The sequence below is a fragment of the Paenibacillus sp. NPDC056579 genome, assembly GCF_042793215.1.
In the GTDB taxonomy this organism is placed as follows: Bacteria; Bacillota; Bacilli; order Paenibacillales; family NBRC-103111; genus Paenibacillus_S.
Genome location: NZ_JBHTVD010000018.1, coordinates 1 through 24,036, shown reverse-complemented (window position 1 = coordinate 24,036; position 24,036 = coordinate 1). Strand labels below are relative to the sequence as shown.

General features: G+C 51.5%; 26 protein-coding genes and 12 tRNA genes. 8 read left to right on the top strand and 30 right to left on the bottom strand.

All coding sequences use genetic code 11. The annotated features are described in order from the left end of the window. Positions 1–80: 80 nt before the first annotated feature. Positions 81–1,142 (bottom strand): BMP family lipoprotein, encoded by a 1,062-nt coding sequence (locus ACFQ88_RS37195; protein WP_239629405.1) that lies wholly within the window; start codon positions 1,140–1,142, stop codon positions 81–83. A gap of 544 nt (positions 1,143–1,686) precedes the next feature. Between ACFQ88_RS37195 and ACFQ88_RS37190 the strand changes: the two genes are divergently transcribed. Further along, positions 1,687–2,301 (top strand): TetR/AcrR family transcriptional regulator, encoded by a 615-nt coding sequence (locus ACFQ88_RS37190; protein ID WP_239629407.1) that lies wholly within the window; start codon positions 1,687–1,689, stop codon positions 2,299–2,301. On the opposite strand, the gene ACFQ88_RS37185 is transcribed toward ACFQ88_RS37190, so the two are convergent. From ACFQ88_RS37185 to ACFQ88_RS37155, 7 genes are all read right to left on the bottom strand, one after another. Further along, complete coding sequence (locus ACFQ88_RS37185) at positions 2,279–2,929, bottom strand: response regulator (RefSeq protein WP_379462711.1); 651 nt, start codon at positions 2,927–2,929, stop codon at positions 2,279–2,281. The two genes, ACFQ88_RS37190 and ACFQ88_RS37185, sit on opposite strands and share 23 nt — an antisense overlap. Continuing rightward, positions 2,907–4,001: a sensor histidine kinase gene (locus ACFQ88_RS37180; RefSeq protein ID WP_239629417.1), complete on the bottom strand. Its 1,095-nt coding sequence runs from the start codon at positions 3,999–4,001 to the stop codon at positions 2,907–2,909. The genes ACFQ88_RS37185 and ACFQ88_RS37180 overlap by 23 nt, the downstream gene beginning before the upstream one ends. A 71-nt stretch (positions 4,002–4,072) precedes the next feature. Then, positions 4,073–4,738, bottom strand: a complete 666-nt coding sequence (gene liaF / locus ACFQ88_RS37175; RefSeq protein WP_379462708.1) for a cell wall-active antibiotics response protein LiaF — start codon at positions 4,736–4,738, stop codon at positions 4,073–4,075. 206 nt (positions 4,739–4,944) lie between these two features. Continuing rightward, positions 4,945–5,643, bottom strand: a complete 699-nt coding sequence (locus tag ACFQ88_RS37170) for a PspA/IM30 family protein (RefSeq protein ID WP_379462706.1) — start codon at positions 5,641–5,643, stop codon at positions 4,945–4,947. A 2-nt stretch (positions 5,644–5,645) separates the two neighbouring features. After that, on the bottom strand, positions 5,646–6,158 hold the full coding sequence (locus ACFQ88_RS37165) for a PspC domain-containing protein (RefSeq protein ID WP_239629441.1): 513 nt from the start codon (positions 6,156–6,158) through the stop codon (positions 5,646–5,648). Continuing rightward, positions 6,155–6,844, bottom strand: coding sequence for a PspA/IM30 family protein (locus tag ACFQ88_RS37160; RefSeq protein WP_379462703.1), 690 nt, complete (start codon positions 6,842–6,844; stop codon positions 6,155–6,157). Before ACFQ88_RS37160 ends, ACFQ88_RS37165 begins: the two co-directional genes overlap by 4 nt. A gap of 42 nt (positions 6,845–6,886) precedes the next feature. Continuing rightward, positions 6,887–7,189, bottom strand: coding sequence for a LiaF transmembrane domain-containing protein (locus ACFQ88_RS37155; protein ID WP_239629446.1), 303 nt, complete (start codon positions 7,187–7,189; stop codon positions 6,887–6,889). A 255-nt stretch (positions 7,190–7,444) separates the two neighbouring features. Here ACFQ88_RS37155 and ACFQ88_RS37150 point away from each other — a divergent pair, with 255 nt between their 5' ends. Further along, positions 7,445–7,921, top strand: a complete 477-nt coding sequence (locus ACFQ88_RS37150) for a hypothetical protein (RefSeq protein WP_379462701.1) — start codon at positions 7,445–7,447, stop codon at positions 7,919–7,921. Positions 7,922–7,925: 4 nt separating this feature from the next. On the opposite strand, the gene ACFQ88_RS37145 is transcribed toward ACFQ88_RS37150, so the two are convergent. Both ACFQ88_RS37145 and ACFQ88_RS37140 read right to left on the bottom strand, forming a co-directional pair. Beyond that, positions 7,926–9,125, bottom strand: coding sequence for a GNAT family N-acetyltransferase (locus ACFQ88_RS37145; protein ID WP_379462699.1), 1,200 nt, complete (start codon positions 9,123–9,125; stop codon positions 7,926–7,928). Continuing rightward, positions 9,122–10,474 (bottom strand): ATP-binding protein, encoded by a 1,353-nt coding sequence (locus tag ACFQ88_RS37140; RefSeq protein WP_239629460.1) that lies wholly within the window; start codon positions 10,472–10,474, stop codon positions 9,122–9,124. The genes ACFQ88_RS37145 and ACFQ88_RS37140 overlap by 4 nt, the downstream gene beginning before the upstream one ends. A 246-nt stretch (positions 10,475–10,720) precedes the next feature. Here ACFQ88_RS37140 and ACFQ88_RS37135 point away from each other — a divergent pair, with 246 nt between their 5' ends. After that, positions 10,721–10,813, top strand: coding sequence for a YjcZ family sporulation protein (locus ACFQ88_RS37135; protein WP_239629462.1), 93 nt, complete (start codon positions 10,721–10,723; stop codon positions 10,811–10,813). 60 nt (positions 10,814–10,873) lie between these two features. On the opposite strand, the gene ACFQ88_RS37130 is transcribed toward ACFQ88_RS37135, so the two are convergent. From ACFQ88_RS37130 to ACFQ88_RS37115, 4 genes are all read right to left on the bottom strand, one after another. Beyond that, positions 10,874–12,124, bottom strand: a complete 1,251-nt coding sequence (locus tag ACFQ88_RS37130; protein WP_239629465.1) for a molybdopterin molybdotransferase MoeA — start codon at positions 12,122–12,124, stop codon at positions 10,874–10,876. A 6-nt stretch (positions 12,125–12,130) separates the two neighbouring features. Further along, positions 12,131–13,135, bottom strand: a complete 1,005-nt coding sequence (gene moaA, locus ACFQ88_RS37125) for a GTP 3',8-cyclase MoaA (protein WP_379462695.1) — start codon at positions 13,133–13,135, stop codon at positions 12,131–12,133. A gap of 83 nt (positions 13,136–13,218) precedes the next feature. Further along, on the bottom strand, positions 13,219–13,881 hold the full coding sequence (gene mobA / locus ACFQ88_RS37120; RefSeq protein ID WP_379462849.1) for a molybdenum cofactor guanylyltransferase: 663 nt from the start codon (positions 13,879–13,881) through the stop codon (positions 13,219–13,221). 8 nt (positions 13,882–13,889) lie between these two features. Beyond that, positions 13,890–14,534 (bottom strand): MOSC domain-containing protein, encoded by a 645-nt coding sequence (locus tag ACFQ88_RS37115; RefSeq protein ID WP_379462693.1) that lies wholly within the window; start codon positions 14,532–14,534, stop codon positions 13,890–13,892. Between the two features lie 184 nt (positions 14,535–14,718). Between ACFQ88_RS37115 and ACFQ88_RS37110 the strand changes: the two genes are divergently transcribed. Continuing rightward, complete coding sequence (locus tag ACFQ88_RS37110; protein WP_239629473.1) at positions 14,719–15,858, top strand: GerAB/ArcD/ProY family transporter; 1,140 nt, start codon at positions 14,719–14,721, stop codon at positions 15,856–15,858. 17 nt (positions 15,859–15,875) lie between these two features. On the opposite strand, the gene ACFQ88_RS37105 is transcribed toward ACFQ88_RS37110, so the two are convergent. The 3 genes from ACFQ88_RS37105 to ACFQ88_RS37095 all read right to left on the bottom strand — a co-directional run bounded on the left by ACFQ88_RS37105 (position 15,876) and on the right by ACFQ88_RS37095 (position 18,882). Beyond that, a complete protein-coding gene (locus tag ACFQ88_RS37105) occupies positions 15,876–17,195 on the bottom strand; it encodes a molybdopterin-dependent oxidoreductase (protein ID WP_379462691.1) in 1,320 nt (439 codons plus the stop codon). Positions 17,196–17,409: 214 nt separating this feature from the next. Next, complete coding sequence (locus tag ACFQ88_RS37100; RefSeq protein ID WP_239629479.1) at positions 17,410–18,216, bottom strand: pyruvate, water dikinase regulatory protein; 807 nt, start codon at positions 18,214–18,216, stop codon at positions 17,410–17,412. A gap of 39 nt (positions 18,217–18,255) precedes the next feature. Next, the gene (locus ACFQ88_RS37095) at positions 18,256–18,882 is read right to left on the bottom strand and encodes a helix-turn-helix transcriptional regulator (RefSeq protein WP_379462688.1); all 627 of its coding nucleotides are present in this window, start codon (positions 18,880–18,882) and stop codon (positions 18,256–18,258) included. 259 nt (positions 18,883–19,141) lie between these two features. Between ACFQ88_RS37095 and glpX the strand changes: the two genes are divergently transcribed. The 3 genes from glpX to ACFQ88_RS37080 all read left to right on the top strand — a co-directional run bounded on the left by glpX (position 19,142) and on the right by ACFQ88_RS37080 (position 22,119). Continuing rightward, positions 19,142–20,113: a class II fructose-bisphosphatase gene (glpX, locus tag ACFQ88_RS37090; protein WP_379462686.1), complete on the top strand. Its 972-nt coding sequence runs from the start codon at positions 19,142–19,144 to the stop codon at positions 20,111–20,113. Positions 20,114–20,179: 66 nt separating this feature from the next. Beyond that, positions 20,180–20,989 (top strand): sulfite exporter TauE/SafE family protein, encoded by an 810-nt coding sequence (locus ACFQ88_RS37085; protein WP_379462684.1) that lies wholly within the window; start codon positions 20,180–20,182, stop codon positions 20,987–20,989. Positions 20,990–21,075: 86 nt separating this feature from the next. Further along, complete coding sequence (locus tag ACFQ88_RS37080; RefSeq protein ID WP_379462682.1) at positions 21,076–22,119, top strand: polysaccharide deacetylase family protein; 1,044 nt, start codon at positions 21,076–21,078, stop codon at positions 22,117–22,119. 83 nt (positions 22,120–22,202) lie between these two features. On the opposite strand, the gene ACFQ88_RS37075 is transcribed toward ACFQ88_RS37080, so the two are convergent. Next, positions 22,203–22,496, bottom strand: coding sequence for an alpha/beta-type small acid-soluble spore protein (locus ACFQ88_RS37075; RefSeq protein ID WP_239629491.1), 294 nt, complete (start codon positions 22,494–22,496; stop codon positions 22,203–22,205). A 144-nt stretch (positions 22,497–22,640) separates the two neighbouring features. Between ACFQ88_RS37075 and ACFQ88_RS37070 the strand changes: the two genes are divergently transcribed. Next, positions 22,641–22,862 carry a hypothetical protein gene (locus ACFQ88_RS37070; protein WP_239629494.1) on the top strand — a complete coding sequence of 74 codons (222 nt, stop codon included), beginning with the start codon at positions 22,641–22,643 and terminating at the stop codon, positions 22,860–22,862. Positions 22,863–22,948: 86 nt separating this feature from the next. Here the strand turns inward: ACFQ88_RS37070 and ACFQ88_RS37065 are convergent. From ACFQ88_RS37065 to ACFQ88_RS37010, 12 genes are all read right to left on the bottom strand, one after another. Beyond that, positions 22,949–23,028: transfer RNA gene (locus ACFQ88_RS37065), tRNA-Leu, on the bottom strand. A 5-nt stretch (positions 23,029–23,033) separates the two neighbouring features. Continuing rightward, a tRNA-Arg gene (locus ACFQ88_RS37060) sits at positions 23,034–23,110 on the bottom strand. A 20-nt stretch (positions 23,111–23,130) separates the two neighbouring features. Beyond that, positions 23,131–23,219, bottom strand: a tRNA-Leu gene (locus ACFQ88_RS37055). A gap of 7 nt (positions 23,220–23,226) precedes the next feature. Further along, a tRNA-Cys gene (locus ACFQ88_RS37050) sits at positions 23,227–23,300 on the bottom strand. Between the two features lie 9 nt (positions 23,301–23,309). Beyond that, positions 23,310–23,384: transfer RNA gene (locus ACFQ88_RS37045), tRNA-Gly, on the bottom strand. Positions 23,385–23,392: 8 nt separating this feature from the next. Further along, positions 23,393–23,464, bottom strand: a tRNA-Gln gene (locus ACFQ88_RS37040). Between the two features lie 10 nt (positions 23,465–23,474). Continuing rightward, a tRNA-His gene (locus ACFQ88_RS37035) sits at positions 23,475–23,550 on the bottom strand. A gap of 13 nt (positions 23,551–23,563) precedes the next feature. Continuing rightward, positions 23,564–23,637: transfer RNA gene (locus ACFQ88_RS37030), tRNA-Trp, on the bottom strand. Positions 23,638–23,644: 7 nt separating this feature from the next. Continuing rightward, positions 23,645–23,730: transfer RNA gene (locus tag ACFQ88_RS37025), tRNA-Tyr, on the bottom strand. Positions 23,731–23,762: 32 nt separating this feature from the next. After that, a tRNA-Thr gene (locus ACFQ88_RS37020) sits at positions 23,763–23,838 on the bottom strand. Between the two features lie 13 nt (positions 23,839–23,851). Next, a tRNA-Phe gene (locus tag ACFQ88_RS37015) sits at positions 23,852–23,927 on the bottom strand. A gap of 18 nt (positions 23,928–23,945) precedes the next feature. After that, positions 23,946–24,022 (bottom strand) — tRNA-Asp (locus tag ACFQ88_RS37010). Positions 24,023–24,036 lie beyond the last annotated feature (14 nt).

The following is a 24,036-nucleotide window of genomic DNA, read 5'->3' as shown; positions in this document are numbered from 1 at the left end:
TTTAAATATTAGTAAATGAAACAACAAGGCCAGTTTGTAACCAGCCTTGTCGGGCCATTCGAAAGCTGCATGAGGATGCTTTATTTTTCAGGCACTTTGATTTCGCCGCTTTTGATTTTTTCCTTATATTCGTCTACTTTCTTCAACACGTCCGCAGGAACGTTCTTCTTGGATGTCTCCGGCAAGCCGACTGCATCTTCCTTCAAGCCCAGCGTAACGACTTGACCGCCTTTAAACTTGCCGTCGATCACATCGTTAGAGACGCGAATGACCGCTTGATCGACTCGCTTCAACATGGAAGTCAGCGTAACGTCATCGCCGAACTCGAGAGATTGGTCTTTATCCACGCCGATAACCCACACCTTCTTACCGGCTTTCAGACGGTCTTTAGCTTCATTAAATACCCCGTTGCCAGTCGCGCCCGCCGACGGAAAGATAATATCCGCGCCGTCATTGAAAATTGTCGCCGCAGCGGCTTTACCGAGATCGGGCTTGTCGAATGCGCCGGTATAATTGACCGTCACCTTCGCGTTCGGATTCACTGCCGCCACGCCGGCCTTGAACCCTGCTTCAAAACGCTTGATTACCGGGATTTCCAGTCCGCCTACGAAACCGATTTTATTCGATTTGGTCGTCAGTCCCGCTACAACGCCGACCAGATAGGAGCCCTCATGCTCGGCGAATGTAACCGATTCGACATTGGGAAGCTCCACAACGTTGTCGATTAGCGCCAGCTGCGCCTTCGGATTTTGCGAGGCTACCGTTTTGACCGCATCGGCCATCAGGAACCCGATTCCCCATGTGAGATTGTAATTATCTTTAACAAATTGATTCAGATTCGGTATGAAGTCCGCGTCGCCTTTACTTTGCAGATACTTCACATTCGCTCCGGTTTGCGATTTGATTTGCTGAAGCCCTTCCCAAGCGCTCTGATTGAACGATTTGTCATTGACGCCGCCGATATCGGTAACCATGCCAATGTTGAATTTCTCGCCTTTGTTGGATGCAGCGCCTCCGGCTCCCGCCTGTGTCCCCGTCCCTCCTCCGGTGTTCGTTCCGGCATTGTTTTTGGTTCCGCAGCCTGTCAAAGCTATCGCTGAAGCAAGCACCAGGCTAGTCGTTACCGCCACCCATTTTTTCATTTCGTAAACACCCCTCATTAGGATTAATTCATTCATGACCACCATTTTCAATTTATAATGCCACATCCGTGAGCCATTTTATGTATGCAGCCCTAGTACTTTCTCATCATCGTTTCATCCTGTCCCGGTTCCGTAACGAAGCTTAGACATGCTGGTTTGAACTTATTGTATTAACCGTTTAGGCAATATATAACAGAAAATGATGCTTGCAGGGGGAGGAAGTAATCCCATATCCTTACACGTGTAAGCTTCCCTCCCTGCCTTTTAGCCCAATATAACAAAAAGCCCTGTGAAGACAAATCCTTGTCCTCACGGGCTTTCTACGGCTTTTACGGAATAAATCAACCCTATTGCCATACGGAAAACATCCTATCCTTTCTGAAATCGGTCCCACTTATGAAGTTGCCTTATCTAGAATGTGAAAATAGATCACATACAAACAATTTTCATTGTTTTTTATTAAAACGATATTGATTCACCATAATTTCATGTTATTATATATTACACAAACTAACAATTTATCATCACGGAAGGAGCCTCGTATATGACTTCAACCGCCATTAAGACGGTTGCTCTACGCCACTTTGCCAAAAAGGGATACGAAGGTACCCCTCTCTCGGATATCGCCAAGGATGTCGGTATCAAAACCCCTTCTCTCTATGCCCACTTTCGCAGCAAGGAAGAATTATTCCTTAGCGTATTCCAGGATGTACTGCAAGAGCATGCATCCCGTATCGATCAGCTCATTTCCTCTATCAGCCATTTACCTATCGAAGAAAAACTTTACACCATACTGCGGGATTCGTGCGAAAATTATTTGCTGGATGAAGAGAAAATCACCTTTTTAAAAAGAGCGATGCTGTTCCCGCCTGCGTTTTTACAGGAAGACTTAAGGGAGCAGTTCATGGAGACCGAACGTGTTCTTGCCGGCCGGCTGTCCGCCCTGTTTGCGAGCGGAATACAAAAAGGACTCATCCGCGATGAGCCCGTCAATGAATTGCTGGCGTCCTACTTAAGCTTGTTGGACGGTTGCTTTGTTCAGCTGTTTTATTATGGCCGAGACCAATTCGAGCAGCGCCTTTCTTGCGTTTGGCGAATTTATTGGGACGGCATTTCGGCGTCGAAGCCGGTGGCTACTACTCCACAAGCCCGTTCTTGAAAGCGTAAATGGCAGCCTGAGTACGGTCTTCGACTCCGAGCTTGGCCAAGATATTCGTTACATGAAATTTCACGGTCTTGATGCCGATGAACAGCTCGTCAGCCACATCCTGGTTCGATTTGCCCGACGCGATGAGCCTCAATACTTCCATCTCTCGTTCCGTCAATTCCTCATGAGCCGGGGCGGATGGCTTCGGCTGACGGAAACGGTTCATGATTTTCGAAGCGACCTGCGATTCCAAAATCGATTGTCCTTTCACAGCGGCGCGAATCGCCTGGGCAATCTCTGCAGCTCGCGACGTTTTCAGCAAATAGCTGAAGGCGCCGGCTTCAATGACCGGGTACATCTTCTCATCGTCCAAAAAGCTCGTCAGCACGATGACCTTGCATTCCGGATACAGCTGCAGCAGCTTGCGCGTCGTTTCGATTCCATCCATGCCCTCCATCACCAAGTCCATCAACACGACATCAGGCTTATACTCCTGGGCCAAACGAATTCCGTCCGCGCCGTTGCTCGCTTCACCGACAACTTCGATATCCTCCTCGGTGCTGAGCACTGCCGCCAAGCCGATTCTCACCATCTCATGATCGTCAACCAGTAAAACCTTAATCGCCGTCTCGTTCTCCACTCAAGCTTCCTCCTTCCGCTAGGATAGGTACGCGGATATCGATCCTTGTCCCTTTGCCCGGCGCCGTTATCAAATTCAGGGAGCCGCCAATCTCGTTGACCCTCTCCCTCATCGTTACTATCCCGTAGGACGCATGCTTCTTGGCATCCATATCGAAGCCGACGCCGTTGTCTTTAATAAGAAGACGTATCGCATCGGACGAAGGTTGCGTAAGCCGTACCTCCAGCTTCGTCGCCTTGGAATGCCTGAGTGCATTGGACATCGCTTCCTGGACGATCCGGAACAGATGATCCTCGATCCCCTTCGGCAGCCGTACTTCTTCATCGAGCTCCCACATCATCTCCATCGGCACCTTGGCCATCAGTTCCTGCAGCAGCTCGAGCAGACCTTCGGCGAGCCGTTTGCCTTCCAGATGGACCGGCCGCAAGTGGAGCAGCAGCGCGCGCATTTCCGATTGGGCGACGGATGCCATCTCTTCAATCAGATGAATTTGCCGCTTCGCCTTCTCAAAGTGCGCTTTATCAAAGTCCTTGTCCAGCGTCCGGCCGACCGCCGTAGCCGTCATCGAGATAGCGAACAGCTGCTGGCTGACCGCATCATGGAGCTCTCTGGCAAGCCGCTGACGTTCTTCCACGATGGCGGAATATTTCGCCTTCTGCGCCAGCTGCGCGTTGTTGTTGGACAGTCTTTGAAGCGACGTCACTTGGTCTTCCCACTTCTTCGTAATCTGGTTCAGCTGGTCTCCGAGCCGACCGATTTCGTCCTCCCCGAGCGGCGGAACCTTGCGGCTCAAGTTTCCTTTTTCCAGTGAAATCATGACTTCCCTCAGCAGTTCCAGCCTCCGCTTCGTTTTACTGCTGTTCCACAACCCATATGTACCGCCGATGACCGCAACGATGACGATCAGCGTCAGGCTCAGCTTCACGCCTTCCTGCCACGAAGCGAATTCCTCAACGAAGCCGTTATAGTGCAGAAAGTACACGATGACGCCAAACAAAAGAAGGCTGAGTACTATGGACTCGCCCATACTTCGCCATATCATGTTGGTCAGCCGTTTGTCGTGCCCTTCCATTCGCTTAAGCCCTCCAGCCTCTTAAAAAAATCCGCTGCGTTCTTTCTTGGCGGTTTCCTGCTATCCAATCTTTACACAATCTTGATATCTATATCTGCTACGACGTAAGAGATCAGCAGCTTCACCTGCGTATCCGCCGTTTCGTAGTTCTTGGATTGCCAAACGGTTTTATTCAAAATCCCGGCTTCTTTATTCGGCCCGATATCCGTTTGTCCGAACAGGACGGACGATGTAACCGATACGCCGATATCTTCCGGGACGATGATGTCTACGTCAGCGATAACCCCTTGGAGCACAATGGTCGTTTCCTGCTGCTCGAAGATAGCGTACGTCAGGTCGATTTGCAGCTCTCCGAGCACGTTCCATATGGAGCTGCTGCGAAGTACCCACGGCTCTTTTCCCCAGCGGATGCTTTCGATCAAGCTTTGCTTCCTGACATAGCTGTCATCCTTTTGCAGCTGTTTGGAGCGTATATAAAAGAACCCTAATGATATAAGAATAATGGCGATCAGCAGCGAAAGATTGCCTCCCAGCAAAATCACCAAGCCGATACCGATAAAAATATATCCTTTGCGTACAGACGACGAACGGACTTTGTTAATGCCGAAAAGAATAAATAGAAGGGCCATCACGGTGAAAAAACCGAAGTGGTCATCGATGAGAAGATAAATCCCTACACCGATCAAAATGAGCGCCACATTCCGGTTATTGTTGCGTTTCAGGAAATTTCTGTTCATCCGCGCCGTCCCTCCCTTCTTATGCCGATTCATGGTCGTCTGACAACTATAGGCACAAAAGCCATAGATGACCTATGGCTTTTTGCCTTTCCTAGCATATCACAATTTACTTTTGCCTCAAAGAGGATTTTGTTATTTGCAGCGGATGCGGATCCTCAAGGACCCACACCGCATAACGGATCCTTCACTACTTGGACGGCTGCTTACTATTGTTCGGAGTTCAGCTTCTCTTTGAGCAGCTGCAGCTGATCGTCGACCTTTTGCTGCTTGGCCGGATCTGCCGGGGGGTAGCCTGCCGCCGCTCCTGCACCTGTCGAATACAGGCCGCTTACATAAGGCTTGCGGGCGATCTCCGCTTCCACTTCCATGGACATGATTTTGTCTTCCATGCGGCGGAAGCCTTTCACTGCGCTGCCGCCTTCGATGACGTTGCTCGCCGTCACTTCAGCCATTTGCTTCTTCGCTTTGGCCAATTGGGCGCGGGAGACGAGCTCGCTGCGCTTGTTGCGCATTTGGTAGAACGCATCCTTCATTTCGTGAAGCTGCTGCACCAATTCCTCCGCTTGCGCCTTGGAGCCGGCATGCATTTCCGAATACTCGGCTACTTTGCCTTCATAGTATAGCTTTTGCTCCAATGCTTGGCGTGCCGTTGCTTCCTGTCCGTTCCGAAGAGCATCCTTCGCCTGCTCTTCCCATTGAGCCGTCAGGCGGATTGCTTCATCCCAACGCTCCTTCAATTTGCGCTCGTTCGCGATTTGACGGGCAACCGTTACTTCCGCTTGAGCGATCTCTTCCTCCATATCGCGAAGATATTGATTCAGCATAATGATCGGATCTTCCACCTTGTCCAACAGCTCATGCAGCGACGCTTTCGTCATATCTTTAATTCTGGAAAATACTCCCATGGTTACACATCTCCTTTAATGTTGTTTTGTTGTTGTTTTTCGTAATTGGCGACTTTCGCCCGAAGCTCTTCGATTTCTTTCCACATGGCTTTTTTCTCGATATCCTTCATCATAGCGTCAAGATCGGAAGCCGCTTGACCTTGGGACTGCTTAGCTTGATACCCTTGGTACCCCTGCTGTCCTTCATAAGCATCGCGTCCGCTGTGTCTATCGGAGCCGCAGTGGCCTTTGCGTCCGTAGCCGCCCCATTGGGAATGGGCGCCGTCGCCGTTCCAATGGTTGGCTCCCGGTCCTCCGTAGCCGTAGCCCGGGCCGTAAGGGCCCCCGGTGTGCGGCTCGCTCGGAATGACCAGAGCGGCCAGGAAGTACAACGGGATAATAACGCCGCCCGAGAAGAATGTGGTTACTACGACAATCAATCGCAAGATGTTTGAGTCGATTCTTAATGTATCCGATAACCCGCCGCAGAGGCCGGTTATTTTGCGGTCGGTGCGTGAACGGTATATTCTGGTCATTGTCGCATCCAGCCCTCCTGCTGTAATTTCGTTTTTAATTTCGCCATTTCGTTATCCAACGCTTGCGAGACGGTTTGGCTTGCCGACAAAAGCGCATCGCGGGTTTGGGACCGCACTTCGCGAAGCGTGCGTGCCGACATTTCCAGATCGGAGACTCGCTCCTCCAGCCGGTCGAACATTCTCGGCTGCCCGGAGCCGTATCCGGCGCCCATACCGCGCAATCGCTCGTTCATGCGCTGCTGCAGCCGCACGCTCTCTATCCTTGCGATGTAGTAGCTGCGCTTGGCTGCGACTTCATCGAAGTCCGCCTTCAACTGCTGCAGCTGCTCCTCCAGCTCGACGATACCAAGCTTGCTCTGCTCGTAGAGCGCCTTGTACTGGGCGCTGCGCTCTTCCTGCTGCAGCTTCTCTTGAAGCGCGATGCGCGCCACCTGCTCCTCGCCCGCCTTCAGGGCGATGACCGCTTGCTGCTCGCGGCGTTCTTTGAGCTGCGCCGCATTCATGTATTCCTGCCTCAAGGAGGCCGCGTGCGAGAGGCACTGCTGTAGAAGCCTCTCCGACTCGCGAACTTGCTCGGCCTGCGAGTTCAAGTATTTATCGATCAGTCGTACCGGATCTTCCGATTGCTCCAGCATTTCATTAAACGTTGCTACGGTAATGTCTCTAAATCGTTTGCCAAGACTCATGCTCTAACCACCTTTTCTCCGTATTCATTTCGGTACTATATTTTAGTAAACGCCGCCGGATTTCTTTTTCAAAAGCGATATGCCGTAGCAAATGAATCCGATAGCTATGGCGATAGCGATAAATCCGGACAATTTGCCGAGCAAGATCAGCCCTCCGAATACGAGCAAGATCCAACCGATGACGGTGCGTCCGTTTTTAATCCCCAGCCAGCCTAATCCCGCGATTGCCAATGGGAACAAGTAGCCCATGATATGTCCCATATGGAAGCCAAACTTGTTCAGCAGAATGATAGCACCGAAGGAGATTAACAGAAGCGCCAGACCGCTGTGTCGATTCAGTCTCATTATGTATTCACCGCCTTTCCTTTGTGATGTCGTTTGTTCATGTCTTTATTTTAGGGTTTTCGCCCTTTTCCCAAAACGGACCTGCGTCGGTTTTTGCACCTAGACCTAAGTCGGGGCAAACGACCGACCTTAGTCAAACCAACGGTACCAGAGGCTTTTTTCTTGTCCGGACCGGGATGAACTATCTGTTGGCAAGCCATACTGAATAATAGAACCTTACCAACGGAACCATCCGAACAGGAGAGTGATTTTCCTATGCCCAACCTAACCTTCCGACCTTACAAGCTCCGGTACGCTCAGCTCATCATTATCGTGCTGCTGTCCGCCGTTCTTTGGCTCACACCTCTATCATCCGATGCCGCCGAGCCTCAACCGCCGGTCCAGGTATTCAACGTGCAGCAGGAGCAGGTGGTCGCCACCCTGCCCAATTCCGATTCGTTCAGGGAACAGTCGGCCGCTTGGCTGAAATCCGTCAAAGGCTTATCGGCCAGGCACAATGTAGAGGCGGAGTCCGGTATCGTCGTCCATATTCCGCTCACCCCTCCGTTGCCCGTCAATCACAGCTGGCTTTCCATCCAGGCAACCGACATCTATTTATTTATCGATCCTGCGGAAAAACAAAACCCCCATCTGCTCGTATTCAGCAGTGAGGGCAAGCCTTACGTATTCGATTGTCCGAGCGATCCGGAGTCGTTCCTGAAGCAGCATGGGCTGCTGGAGTATTTGAAATAATCGATTAGAAAAAGTCCGGCAAATAAGTCTGGTTGTCCGGAATGATCGTCTCAAGCAGCCTGACAGCGGCGCTATCGCCTTCCAGCCGGCCGATCTCATGCAGAAACGCCGGCCGCTGATAGCCCATCAGCATAGCGCTTAGCGTGCCGATCCCGCAGCTAACGGCAGGGATTCCTTCGGCAGTGCCGCCTCCCGGCTGCTTATGAACGGTCACCTTACCATTCGCTCCGATATCCAGAACGAATTCGCCTTCGTTCCATTCGGCATGGCTGTCGCTTATATTGAGGATGAGCTTGCCTGCCGCATCCGCGTCCGCTTTCGACGCAAAAGGGTACAGCTCCATAAAGCGCTCCGCATCGACGATCCGCGCCATGAAGTACGGCTCAAGCACCTGCTGGATCCGCGGATTATCGAGCAGAAAAGGCAGCCGGTCGTCCGCAGGCACGTTTACTTTGACCTTCTCGATCATCGAATCGTGGTCGGCTATAAACTTCCACAGCCCTCTCCATGCCTGCTGATGCAAATATACCAGCTCATGAATTTGGCATATGCGGTCTTTCACTATGTAGTGGACATAGCCTGCCGGAGCGCCGGACTCGTCATAATAGACTGCGGCGCTCCCTTTTTTGTTGGCAAAGATCCGGTTCGTCCACCAAGCCTCGTCTCGATCCAGTGCTCCGTTATACCGTACGGCATATTGCCTGTAAATCGAATTCAGAAGCTCGATATTCTCGTTCACACGAACGACACGACCTGGTTGGGCAGGAAGCTTCGGCAGCAATGCAGTTTGAATTTCATACTTCTTCGTCTCCGTATACGTCTCCCATCCGTATTTCCGGTAAAACGCAAACTGAAACGGATGCAAAAACGAGAGGTATTGCCCCTGCTCACGCATCACCTGCAAAGCGTTGCCGATCAAGGAAGCTACCATGCCGCCTCTGCGGTATTCCGGCCATGTCGCCACGGAAGCAATACCGCCCATGGCAAACCGCTTGCCGTTTACCCATGTATGCATATCATGGATGCTCAGACGCGCAGCCAGCTTCCCTTCCACGTAAGCGCCCCAGCACTCTTTTTCCTTGAGAAGCGAAATTCGTCTCTCCCTGTCTTCCTTCGGAACCTCATATTGAAACGCAAACTCGGACAGCGACAAGCTGTCGTGAAAATCTTCTTTGGGAATGCGGTGAATTTCAAACGGTTTCATCGGGTTTCCTCCATTACGTTTTCGGCTAATAGCGGCATTCGGATCGTCACTGTCGTACCCTTGTCTTTCCTGCTGTTTAATTGAAGGGTACCGCCCGCCGCTTCTACTATTTTATAACAAATCATGATGCCGATGCCCGTTCCTTTCGTCTTCGTCGAATAAAACAGCGAGCCCAACCGCTTCAGCTCCTCCTCCGACATCCCGATTCCCGTATCGATCAGTCGGATCACGGCTTGTTCCTTCTCTCTGTACAGCTCCACGTCAAGACTCCCGCCTTCAGGCATAGCTTCGATAGCGTTTTTCATCAGGTTAACCATCAGCTGTCTTAACTTTTTACGGTCAAAATAAATCGTCAGTGACGTTTGCCAGCACGTACGGATTTCAACCTGATGCATATTGGCGAACGGCGCTACCATATGTACGACTTGGGTAAGCTGCTGAATCAATTCAAGCTGTTCCCAGGCGTGCTCTTGCGGTTTCGCAAATGACAAGTAGTCGCTTAAAATCGATTCGGCCCGGTCCAGCTCTTCTATGATAAGAGGAGAATATTCGTTAAAACGTTTCAATGAAGAGTCATGTCCGTTCATCAGCTGCATAAATCCGCGCACGACCGTCATGGGATTGCGAATTTCATGTGCAACCGACGCCGCCAGCTCTCCCAGCATCTGCATTTTTTCCCTCTGCTGAATTTCCGCCTGCATTACCGCGTTCTCCCGCATTTTTTCTATAAAATAAATGCTCATGTAAGCGGATGCCGCATGAAGCAGGCCGAAAGCTGCGATATAGGATAAAGAATGGAAATCCCAGCCTATCGGCTGATTCAGCTTAAACGTATACACCGAGCCTATAATGATCATTCCGTCGCCCGCCGCAAACAATGTCCCTGCAAGCAGCTTGTTTTTCACCGAAAGAGCAGGATAATACCGGAGAAGGACGGCGATCAGCACCCATAAGGAGAAAATAATCCCCGCAATGACCCCAATATCGCTAAACCCCTGGGCTATCCGGACCAGAACAATCGTGACGGACAAGACGAGCCCTACACGCATCCCCCCGTAAAGACTGCCAACAAGCACCAGCACGCCGCTTAATTGAAACGGGTAATCGGGAAAATAACCGATAGGAAACGACATCAAGGCCAGCATACCGAAGACAAGCAATCCGGTGAATATGGGCTTATCCAGCTTCTCGTTATGATTCGGCCTGTCCAGCCACAGAACCTGGTACAAAAAGATGCATGCCCAAATGATAAGTACGTTCAACAGCAAATGATTCAACTCGTCAGCACGCCCTCCCTTCATGGACTTAGTAACTGCCGCTTTTCGATTGATGCTGCGTTGAATCACCATACCGTTATGCATCCGCCAATTGGAATAAATACAGGTATTTTCTCATTATGAAGGCAATTTGCCTATTCGTTAATAGGCTATATTCCTTAATTCTGTTTATTTTTACCACACTGAATGATTAATTCCAGATCTTCTCTCTCGTGGACAAAAAGTAGGCGATATTCCAAAGCAAAACGGGCTTTAATCCAATCAGCATTCATTCCTGTGACATATGGTATAGTATGTCTTCTGAGAGGGGGATGTCGAATGAGCGGTGTTGGCGGTCTTTTTACAAGTTCAGCGATTATTCTTGTATTGTTCATTTTGCTGGTTATCGTACTTCGTGGCTTCGTATACTAATAGCAGCTGACAAAAGCCCCCGAAAAGGCAATGCATTGCCTCTTCGGGGGCTTTTCCTATTTATTTGGCGCTTGGCCGGCCGAGCAAAAGAACACGAACCCGATCCCCGGAGGAGGCGCCTCTGCCTCCGGCCGGAATACGGATCAGGCAATCCGTATCCTTGATCGATACCATCACGCTGGATTTATCCGTCCCGGCGGGTCTTACTGCGAGCTCGCCTTGCGTCCAATCCATGGTTCCTCTTACATACCGGCTGTACGCGGATCCTTTGGCATAGTCCGCGCTCAGGCGGGCCACCGTCTCGGGCAGCAGCGGTACAGGGTGCCCTTGCATCGCCCGGAGACAGGGACCCGCGAACAGCTCGAACCCGACGAAGCACGCCCCCGGGTTGCCGGATAAGGCGAACAGAAGCTTGCCGTTCCATACGCCGGCCGATGTCGGACTTCCGGGCCGCATGGCCACTTTATTGAACAGCAAGGTGCCGTCCCATCGCTCGAATACGTCGACGAGCACATCTTTGTCCCCTACCGAGACGCCGCCCGACGTTATTATGCAATCCGCCTGAGCCAGCGCGGCTCGCAGCTCCCGCTCCACCAAATCAGGCTGGTCGGGAAGAACTGGCATAAGGATCGCTTCTCCCCCCGCATCCCGAACCTGGCATGCAACCATATAGCTGTTGCTGTTGCGGATTTTTCCCGGTGCGAGAGGACGGTCTACATCCAGCAGCTCCGATCCGGTTGGGAAAATAGCCACTCTCGGCTTACGGTACACAGGCACACTCGAGTAGCCGAACGATGCCAGCAGAGCCGTTTCGCCTGGCCCGATGCTTGTGCCGGAACGGAGCAGCAGCTCGCCTGCGGCGACTTCCTGCCCGATCGGCGTGATATTGTCCCCGGCCGTCATCCGTTTGCGGATATGGACGGTATCTCCATCCGCCGCCGTCATCTCCAGCATTATGACGGCATCCGCACCTTCGGGAACGGCAGCTCCCGTCATAATCTTTGCTGCCTGGCCTAGCTCCACTTCCTTAGCGGGCATCGCTCCGCTATATATCGTTTCGACAACTTGGAGAGGCACTGGCCGTTCAGGCGAGGCCTCCAGGCTGTCAGCCGCCCGAATGGCATAGCCGTCCATGCCCGAGCGCCGGAAATGCGGCACAGGATGGCCGGCGGATATGTCGGCAGCGAGCCGCCGGCCGAAGCTCTCGGCCAGAGCCACATGCTCCGTCTCCAGCACTTGTGTATAGGAAAGCACAGCTTGCTGGGCTTCTTCAACCTGCAGTGCCTTGCGGTGAAATCTTAATCCGGACACTCCCGACTAGCCTCCTATTTGCGACATTCTGCGCAGGGTTGGAATATGGCTCTGCTGCTCGTTAAGCAGCGCCTTGGCCATCTCGTGGCTCTCGGGCTTGACGTCGAGCGCCTTCAGGAACAAATTCGCCAGCGCCTCGTCATCGCCGATGTAGCGGCGCACATTGAACTCGTCGGACCAATACAAGCACGGCTTGATGTTCCCGTCGGACGTCAGTCTCAGCCGGTTGCACGTTTCGCAGAAATGATCGCTTACGGGATGGATCAAGCCGAACGTGCCGAGAGCGCCTTCGATCTGGAAGTTTTGCGACGGCCCGTTGCCGTAAATTTCCCCGTATGGCTGGACCGTCCATCCTTTTTCAGCGCACCGTTCCGTAACGAGGCTAAGCGGCACATACCTCGACTTCCATCCGGAATCGTCATGACCGATCGGCATATATTCAATAAATCGGACCTGCACCTTGCGGTCTATCGTCATTTGCAAGAAGTCATCGATCTCGTCGTCATTGATCCCTTTCATCAGCACTACGTTCAATTTGATGGGATCTAGACCGACACGATAGGCCGCCTCAATGCTATCCAGAACCTTGCGGATATCTCCGCCTCTGGTGATCAGCGAGAAACGGTCCGCCCGCAGTGAATCAAGGCTGATATTAATCCGCGTCAAGCCCGCGGCACGAAGCTGCTCCGCTTTGGCGGCGAAGAAGATGCCGTTGGTCGTCACAGCGATATCTTCAATGCCGGGAATCGCTGACAAACGGGCGATCAGCTGTTCTATATGCTTTCTGACCAGCGGCTCGCCGCCGGTAATTCTCAGCTTGCGCAATCCGAGCTTGGCAAGCACCCTGACGACGTCCACGATTTCATCGAAGGTAAGCATATGCTCTTCCGGCTCGAACTGCATCCCTTCCTCCGGCATGCAATACACGCAGCGCAGATTACAGCGGTCTGTAACCGAAATTCGCAAATAATCGTGAACTCTTCCGAAACGATCCGTTAATATGACTGACACAACCGATCACCTCCATAACCGCAGACCGTTTTCTCTTATTATGTCATAATTCAATAAATATGCATAGGTTGTGTGATATAATCTCACACACCTGACTCATCCGTTTGTCGCTGCAATTTCTCGTAATCGTCCGGCCCATTGACATTAACGGCAAATCGCGGCGAAATCCCCTGGCTCGAGAAGAATTCCTCCTCTGCCGCCGTATAGTTCAGCCTGCGCAGCAGCTCCATCACTCTGTACTGTCCCTGCTCCAGAAGCTCATCTACAACCTTGCCGCATCGTCTGCGGTATACCGCATGCAGCGGATGAACCTTGCCGCCGATCACAGGTACTACCGCATCGGCGCTTTCTCTCGCATGCAGCAGCTGCGCCATCGCCCTTGCCGCATCGGCGGAAACGAATGGCATGTCACATGCAACAACCCAGAGCGTCTCGGCTTGTGCGGCTGCCATTGCCGCCTGCAGGCCCGCCAGCGGACCGCTGCCCGGATGCATGTCGCGAACCGCCCTAACGGGCACTCCGCTTGGCAGCCCCGGCTGCTCCTGCGTAAGCCAGCGCTCGAATGGCGCGTGTTCACTCACCGCAATCCATATGTCGCCGCATACTTTGGCGAGCTCTTCCAGCTGACGTTCGATGAACAAACGCCCGTCCATCGGTAACAGAGCCTTCATTCTGCCTCCCATACGGCGGTTTTGTCCTCCCGCCAGCACGACGCCGGTCATCGGTTTAACGATACCGTTCACCATCTCCACCTTTATTCCCCGCTCCCGTCCAGTCTCTTGCGGAACGATTCGCGCCAGCCCTCCGCCAGCTCTTTAACCTCCAGCAGCGCCTTAATCGCTTCGAGGTCGTCTTTATCATGATATTTGAGCCGGTTCACTTCCGCCACCGATATAGCCTTCGGATGCCGGTCCACGAGCCGGATCGGCGTGCCGCCGGTGACCGCTCCCTCTTTCAACACGCGTAAATAATATCCTGTATATCCGGTGTTTTGGAATAAAAGCGGCATATCCGGCCGGTTATGCCTTACCCCTAGCTTGAAGCAGGGCCTTCTCGGCAGGCTGATCTGCACAAGGGCGCCGCCGGTTTCGAATATATCCCCGATATGCACATCCGTTTCCACCATGCCGGCTACCGTGAAATTTTCGCCGAACGCTCCATACGGCAGCTCCGCATTCAGCTCCTTCCGCCAGTAAGGGTAATGCTCCACACAGTAAACGCAGACCGCCTTATCCTCGCCTCCGTGATTCACCTTATCGGCTTGACCATCCCCCTCCAATTGGACGGAGGACAAAGTTATGGCACCTTCAACCGGTCTCTTATAAATTCCCGTCTCTACCGGCTTCCCGTTATATTGGACGACGGCGGGCTTCCCTAGGTTAAGCGACAGCAATTGCATTAGAATCAACCTTCCTTATGCTTGATCGGGCTCTCCTTGAACCGACTGCTAATAATTTCTTACTACTATAAAAGAAAACGACCCGCAAAGCCACATTATTTTTAGGAACGTTCCTCCGCCGGTTTAAGGGATTTACTTAAAGGACAAGCTGTTAAAAGTACCATGGATGGAGGTAACCGGCAGCATGATGGAGAAAGGCAAGATTACCGCATTCCAGATGGCCGTCATGATGTACCCGACAATCATTGCAACCGCAATTCTTGTCATCCCTAGAATCGATGCGGAATATTCCGGCAAGGATGCATGGATAGCTCCTATATGGGCAGCGCCGGTAGGTGTGTATCTCGTGTACATCTTATATTGGTTAAACCGGCTGTACCCGAATGAAAGCTTGATCCAATACAGCGAGCGCATTATCGGCAAAATCGCAGGAAAACTGCTCGGCCTGATTTATATATTCGCCTACTTTATTAACGACGGCATCATTCTTAGAGAATACGGAGAATTTGTCACAGGCGCTTTTCTTCAGCATACTCCGGTCATCATAGTGATGGGCAGCATGATTCTCGTATGTGCCTATGCCATACACGGCGGATTGAAGACGTTAGCCTTTTGCGCGCAAATCTTCGTACCCATTGTTATCGTGCTGATCCTGCTGATCATGTTCCTCGTCATTCCCGATCTTGATCCGCACCACCTGATTCCAATGTTTGAAAATGGTATAACACCGTCCCTCATGGCTGCTATCCCAACTCATACATGGTTTAGCGAGTTTGTAGACGTGTCATTCCTGCTTCCTTTTGTAGTCAATCGCAAAGACAGCTTCCGCTTGGGCATGCTCTCTGTGCTAGCCGTCATGATCTCGATGGTTGTTTCCAATCTGGTTGCTCTGCTTTTGCTCGGCGACTTAACGTCCGAAGTGAGCTACCCCATCATGCTTGTAGCTCGTTATATCAGTTTAGCGGATTTTCTAACGCATCTGGAATCCGTGGCTATGGCCATATGGGTATTGGCCATGTTTATTAAAATTTGCGTCGTCTATTATGTGCTGGTTCTCATGGTATCCCAATGGCTGAAGCTTCCTGATTATCACCCGATCGTACTGCCTCTCGCCTTTGCTTTGCTGCCTTTCAGCCTTTGGATCGCGCCGAACCTTCATACCTTAGCCGTCATGCTATCCACCAGTTATGTTTTCTTTTACATTTTCATCCAGGTTTTTATCCCAACCGTAATTTTCGCCGCAGCCTTCATCCGAGCACGGTTTCAAAAACAAAACAAGCCCGGGGGATCCGCCGTCCCAAGGGCTTCTTCAGAGGAGGGCTAAGCTCTCCTCTTTCTTAATTATGCCTTATAACCGTTGCTTCCGTTTACCCATGCATCGTTATCATACCCTCGAACTTCCCAATACCCCATATGCTCCTTGTCGATCAATTCGATCGCCTGCAGCCATTTCACCGACTTGTAGGCATACATTTTCGGAACGATCAACCGGACAGGACCGCCCAGCTTCTGTGGGATTGGCTGACCGTCCATAAGCACCGCGACCATGACATCGTCCATACGGGCCTGTTCCAGCGACAAGCAGTCGGTATACACCTTATCTCCGGAGTACATCTTGACGAATTTGCCGCTAGCCTTGACTTGAGCGATATCAAGCAGGTCCGACAGCAGGATGCCTTCCCATGTCATTTTATAAACCGACCAGCCGGTTACACAGTGAAAATCGCTAACCTGCACCTTCCTCTTAAGCTTCAAAAACTGCTCCCAATTCCAGGACTGCGGCTTTTCGACAAGACCGGAAATGACGAACTGCCAATTATCGCTTGTAAAAGCAGGGATATCCGTTACGGTATAAATCCGAAACTGACCCTGCCCCCCGCCGCCTACAGGCGGACTTGAATCGGGAAGCGCTTCGGGCGCGGGAACCATCCGGTTATCATCGGAGGCGGCAATGTGTTCCAGCGCAGAACCTCCGGAATCGCCCAATGTCTTCAGCCACCGGTAAAATGCGGGCCCGATTCCGAACACGATCAGCAATCCGGCCACCAGTTTAATAAAAGCCGAACGCGAAATCGGCGCCTTCTTCAAATAATCTACGAACGCCTGAGGAGAGAGGCTTCCGGCCCCGTTCGTGCGTTCCGTTTCACTCTCTGCAGGCTCAGTACTTTGCCGCGCAGCAATCGCTTCACGCTGCTCTTGCTGCCGCATCCGCTTCAGCCATCGGCTCCGCGAAACGGAGTGATAGATGGCATACGGCACGCCGACCCAGGTGAACAGGTCGTGCAGTACGAGCGCCGCATTGCTCCATGCCGGCGGCAGCTGGCGAAATTGCCACAGGATAAGCCCTGTAATGCTCCAGCCCGCCAGCAGCAGCAGAACAATACCTAAGTTCCACCTCTGATTCGCCTGCTTCCGAATTTGCCTCCAATGCTTGGGGATTAACGGTATGTAAAAGGCGATAACTGCGATGGACACAATCCCAAGCACAATATGCAGCTGCTTCAACCATACGCGAAATCCGCCCATCTCGCCGCGCAGCGCAGGGATGAACAGCACAATCCCGGTTACCGTGAGCAGCAGTACGAGCCATGCGTTCCAACTGTGGAGCTTTACCAGCTTTTTACCAAAAGACTCCTTCAACCAGCTTCTCCATGCGTCCATCCAGACACCGCCCGCCCTTCAAGATTCTTTTACCCTAATAATGTTTCCGCTCGCGGGTCATACCCAGCATCTTTTTTTTATCGCTTTCATTGTAGCATATCGGCTCTTTGGGAATATTACAAAAACATTAAATCGTATGGATTTCACATAAAAAAAGCATGCAGTCAACGCCACACAGCGTCGGTCCGCACACCTTAGTTATTCATTGCTGCTCTTATTGCCGATAACCCATAATAATGCCTGCTGTTTCCTCGATCGCCTTGTCGGTCACGTTAATGATAGGGCAGCCTACCTGCTTCATCAGCTTCTGCGCGTAATCCAGCTCCTCCATAATCCGCTCCATCGCGGCATATTTGGCGCCGAACGGCAAGCCGACGGCCTTGAGACGTTCGGTCCGTATTTTCAGCAGCTTGTCTGCATCCATAATAAGACCTACAATCCGGTTGCCCGGCAGCATAAACAGCTCCTTCGGAGGCTTTACCTCCGGAACGAGCGGCAGATTGGACACCTTCATCCCCTTATGCGCCAAAAAAATACTCAGCGGCGTTTTGGAGGTTCTCGATACGCCTATCAATACGATATCCGCTTTCAGCAGCGAGCTCGTATCGCGCCCGTCATCGCATTTGACGGCGAACTCAATAGCTTCAACGCGCTTGAAATAATCGTCGTCCAGCTCGTGGAGCAGCCCCGGCTTTCTCTTGGGCGAATCGTTGAACGTATCGATGAACGCCTGCATCATGGGTCCCATTATGTCCACAGCCCGGACCCCCAGGCGCACCGCTTCCTCCCGCATCATTTCTCTCAGCTCCGGCTGGACGAGCGTATAGGCCACGAAGCCCCCTCGCTTGGCCGCTTCCTCCATGATGCTGCGGATCTCGTCTTCATGCTTGATGTGTCCGATCCTTTTGGTCTTGACCTGCTGAGCGTTGAACTGCCGCATCGTCGCCTTTACAACCGCCTCGGCCGTTTCCCCAACCGAATCCGAGCATATCGTGATTTCATAATGTTGGTTGTCATTCATTGTCCGGTATTCTCCTTTACCTCTTGCTTTTGCCTGGTGTTAAGGCTCCGTGGCGAGCTCCAGCAAAATTTGCGTCATGATCGTTTTCGTCACCCGTCCGACGACTTCCCAGCGATTGCGGCCTTGTACGGATTCTTGCTTGGAGCGGACTACGACCGGAAGGCTGTCAACCTGGTGATGAATCATTTTGCGTGCCGCATCAATGACGGTCTCATCCGGCTCGGCATGAATAACGTTAGGCTCTCTGGTCATTACCATACTGACCGGCATCGAAGCCGCCGCGGTGTTCCCCAGCGTGAACTTCAGCAAATCTTTTCGCGATATCACTCCGGACAAGCAGTTCTCTTCATCAACCACAATGAGACTACCAACATTTTCCATAAAAAGCGATACTACTGCATCATGCACTGAAGCATTCTCACGCACGATGACCGGCATCGATTGCACGTCTTTTACTTTCATCGTCTGCAGCTTACGGGAAGCCTGGCTTCCGGTGGACATGGCAGAGCCCGGCGAATAGCCGACCTTCGGCTTCGCATCCACATACCCCAGCATGACAAGCAGCGCCAAATCGGAGCGCAATGTCGGCCGGCTCAGCCCCAGCATCTCTGCGATCTGCTCTCCTGTGATGGGAGAGTGCTGCTTGATTATCTCTACAATCTGCAATTGCCGTGCTGTCAGTTCGATAGCCTTAACCTCCCAACCTAACCGTTGTATTACTTGTATTGTATCAAATATTGAACTCTAGTTGAATAAATAATATATTAGTGTCTACAATTAGGACATAAATGACCTATAAATGTGTCATTATTCGAAAATATATTGCACGTTTTATCGTTAATTATTATACTGTATTCAGTAATAGTATATCCTATTTTCTCATTAGATAAAAGACAACTACTTTTCGGATATGGAGGCAAGCAGAATGGAAAGAGAACTGGCACTGGAAATCGTACGGGTAACGGAGCTTGCAGCATTGTCTGCAGCACAATGGATGGGCCGTGGGGACAAAATTTCGGCGGATGGAGCCGCTACAACGGCCATGAGAACGATGTTTGACTCCGTATCCATTCAAGGGACAGTCGTTATCGGGGAAGGCGAAATGGATGAAGCCCCGATGCTCTATATAGGCGAACAAGTGGGCAACGGTCAAGGACCGGAGGTGGATGTCGCCGTCGATCCGTTGGAAGGCACCGAGCTTGTTGCCAAAGGGCTCAATAATGCTTTGGCCGTTATTGCCATTGCGAATAAAGGCTGCCTCCTGCATGCGCCTGACATGTACATGGAGAAGCTTGCCGTAGGTCCAGCTTTGGCTGGAAAGCTGCAATTGAACGATCCGCTGGAGCTGACCTTGAAAAAGGCTGCCGAGCATCTGGATAAGCCTCTGAGTAATTTGACCGTAATGATCTTGGACAGGGAACGTCATCAAGAGATGATCCAAACGCTTCGGCAGGTCGGCGTGCGCATCAAATTGCTTAGCGACGGCGATGTAGCCGGTGCGATGGCGCCAGCGTTGTCTGAATCCGGTATTGATTTGTATGTAGGCTCCGGCGGAGCGCCCGAAGGGGTATTGGCTGCCGCAGCGCTCTCTTGCCTGGGAGGAGAGCTCCAAGGACGACTGATGCCGGCCAATGACGAAGAATATAACCGCTGCCTGCAAATGGGCATTACAGACCCTCTGAAGCTTCTCACTATGGAGGATATGGTGGGTACCGAGGATGTTATTTTTGCCGCTACCGGGATTACGCCGGGTGAATTTTTGGGCGGAGTGCAGTATTTGGGCAACCAGCGTGCTGAATCCCACTCGATTGTGATGAGAGCCAAAACGAAAACCGTCCGCTTCATCCGTTCCATCCATTTCTTGCCGAACAAGCCGCAAATCGGCTTCAAATTATAATCAAACGATCTTCTTCCTTGTATGATACAATGTGTTGGACATTACTACAGGGAAGAAGGTCTTTTTATGTCCATCTTGTTTTACTCGGTCATCGGTCTGCTCTCCGCTACCTTCGGTAGCCTGGTCGGATTGGGAGGCGGGGTGATCATCGTTCCTGCGCTTGTATATTTGGGCCCCTTATTGATCGGTCAAGAAGTCTCGGTCGCTACCGCCGTCGGCACCTCTCTTGCCGTTCTGATCTTTACCGCATTCTCTTCCACCCTTACGTTCTATAAACAACAACGCGTCGACTTCAAAAGCGGCTGGCTGTATTTCATCACTTGCGGTCCCGGCGCCATGCTTGGTTCCTACACGACCCAATTTGTTAACGCCAAATCGTTTCAGCTTATATTCGGCCTGTTTATGCTCCTGATGGCCAGCTTGTTAGTCGCCCGGGATTATATGAAGCCACTCAACATTCAATGGGGCATCCAGAGGTCCTTTACGGACTATAAGGGCAGCACGCATGAATACGGTTATGGCGTTGTCCCAGCGCTTGCTATCGGCCTCTGTGTCGGCTTTATATCCGGTTTGTTCGGGATCGGAGGCGGCTCCTTGTTCGTTCCCGCGATGGTGATCATTTTTCGTTATCCGCCGCATATTGCTACGGCGACATCGATGTTTGTTATTTTTCTTTCCTCCATTATGGGCTCCATAACCCATCTGTCATTAGGCGAAATTGACGGCTGGATGGTGCTTGGTCTGGCCCCAAGCGCACTTGTAGGAGGCTGGTTAGGCGCGAAAATTGCCAGCAAGCTGAGCAGCAAAGTACTGCTCTGGGTACTTCGAGTAACCTTTTTCCTCGTTGCTCTCAAAATGATTTGGGAAGGCGTCTGACGTATCATTATCATATTTTTTGGGAAGGATAATCGGGCTTCGCACCACCAACACTAAGTACATCACTGTGTAAGGAGGAGCCTGAAATGAAACTGACATCCCTTGGCAAAATCACTTTATCCATTACGATTGGAGCTGCAGTGGTAACAGGATGTACGGCCCAGCATCCGCAGGACGCCAGTCCGCTGCCTCCGTCTCTACATACGGAAGCCGAACAAACGAATCCACAGCCGAAGTCTGCGGCGCCGAATCGTGCCGATCTGCTGCAAAAATCGCTGACGCAGCAAGCCAAGGCCAAGGAAACGCCTGCACCAGTGACAACGCCTGCGCCAAGCCCGGAGCAACCTCTTCCTTCCGCTCAGCCGGCCGCTCCTTCACCGAAGCCGGAACGCCAGGCGAATAAGAAGCCGATTGAGCGGCGCGAAGGAAAGCCGACATCGACAGAAAGCACCAAACGCACGAGCTCCAAAGCACTAACCCTCTCCCAGCTCGTAAAAAAATATCCGAATTTGCTTCTCCTGAAGGGTTCCTCTCAAAAGAAGCAAATCGCCCTTACCTTCGATGATGCTCCGGATACAAAGTATACGCTGCAAGTGCTGGACATTTTAAAGCAGCATAATGTGAAGGCTACTTTTTTCGTAGTCGGACGAATGGCGGAGCGCCATCCGAATGTGATCAAAAGAATGAGCCGGGAAGGCCATGTGATCGGAAATCATACGTATAATCATTCGTTATTAACCAAATTGTCCGACAGCCAGTTTCAATCGCAAATTACGAAAACGCAGAAGATTATCCAAAATCAAGTCGGCTACACCCCAAAGCTTATTCGCCCGCCTTATGGGGAAATATCGGAGAGCCAGCTTCTATGGGCTTCACGGAACCACTATGTCATTGTGAACTGGAATGTGGACTCCAAGGACTGGAGACAGCTGAGCCAGGACCAGGTGACATCTAATGTACTGGACCATGCAGGATCCGGTTCCATAATACTGCAGCATTCTGGAGGGGGACCCAATCAAAACTTGTCTGGTTCTGTCTCCGCACTCCCTGTCATCATCAAAACGCTTCGAGACCGCGGTTACGAGCTCGTAACCTTACCTGAGCTTCTTAAAGTATCCGAGCGGTTATAGCGCGACTAGCTTTTGTTTGTTTTCTGTTTTTGCATAAAAAAAGAGTCTGGCTGTCACGCCAGGCTCTTTCTTGTTGATCAGCCTTATGTTCTGCTTTGGTTTTCCAGCAGCTTCTGCTGCGCCATGCGGATCATTTCGCGTACCATCGATCCGCCAATTTGGCCGCCGATTTTACCCGCTTGCTCCGTAGTTAGCTGTCCATTGCTTCCCGACTGTAGAGGGATCCCTAAGGAACGGGCTACTTCATACTTTACGTCCTCCGGCCTGTTCACATTGACCGTGTACCCTTGCTGCTTCATGACCTCTGCCTTGAACCGTTCCACGCCTTGAGATGCGTTAGGAACGACTAACCTGTTACTGCTCCTTCTTCTAGCCATGCTTGGGCACCATCCCTTATGTCTGCAGATTATTTATAGAATGAGCGCTTGAGCCTAACACTATACTCTACATAAAATGATTTCTTCACGAGAACACTAACGAAGGGCCATCACCTTAATACGAACGGGAGGATTACAAACCCAATGAGCCACTTATCTGAAATCATAGATAACCATGAGAACCTGGATGGATTGTTTGCCATTATCAAGCATTACGGAGTTAGTGCCGAATTCGTTACAGATGCATTGGTTCAACGTTTCGAGCAGATTCAAAAGGACGACTCTTCTGAATCGAACAGCGAAGAGGAGACGGCCTATTGCGAGGAAATATTGGATTCCTTGAATCAATATTACGCCCGATTGTAGAGAGCTTAGTGAGCTTAATCATGCAGTGCAGTTTGGCAGCATAATACGAAAACAAAAAAGACCAAGAATATTCTTGGTCTTTTGTATGCCGGTGAAGGGACTCGAACCCCCACGGTTTCCCTCACGATTTTGAGTCGCGCGCGTCTGCCAATTCCGCCACACCGGCTAGTATGGCGTGCCCTAAGAGATTCGAACTCCTGACCTTTTGATTCGTAGTCAAACGCTCTATCCAGCTGAGCTAAGGGCACATATTATATAGTTGTTACTGTGGTGCCGAAGACCAGACTTGAACTGGTACGGTAGTCACCTACCGCAGGATTTTAAGTCCTGTGCGTCTGCCGATTCCGCCACTCCGGCGTAAAGATGGAGGCGCCACCCAGACTCGAACTGGGGGTAAAGCTTTTGCAGAGCTCTGCCTTACCACTTGGCTATGGCGCCAGGTAATTATGGAGCGGAAGACGGGAATCGAACCCGCGACCCTCGCCTTGGCAAGGCGATGCTCTACCGCTGAGCCACTTCCGCATGTAATACTGGGGATCTAGGATTCGAACCTAGGCATGACGGAGTCAAAGTCCGTTGCCTTACCGCTTGGCTAATCCCCAATAAGAAAGATGGGGCGATCGATGGGACTTGAACCCACGAATGCTGGAGCCACAGACCAGTGCGTTAACCCCTTCGCCACGACCGCCACAAAAGTTTATTGGCAGGGGCAGCAGGAATCGAACCCACACCAAAGGTTTTGGAGACCTTTGTTCTACCTTTAAACTATGCCCCTATAAATATGGTGGAGGCTGATGGATTCGAACCACCGAACTCGTCAGAGAACAGATTTACAGTCTGCTGCGTTTGGCCACTTCGCTAAGCCTCCATATTCAAATCAACGCTTTACTAAGAAAGCAATGGTGCCGTCGAGAGGACTTGAACCCCCAACCTACTGATTACAAGTCAGTTGCTCTACCAATTGAGCTACAACGGCATGTAAACTTACATGGTGGCTCGGGACGGAATCGAACCGCCGACACGAGGATTTTCAGTCCTCTGCTCTACCGACTGAGCTACCGAGCCTTATGAAAATGTTGAAAATGGCGGAGCCGACGGGATTCGAACCCGCGGTCTCCTGCGTGACAGGCAGGCATGTTAGGCCTCTACACCACGGCTCCACACTAGAAGAAAA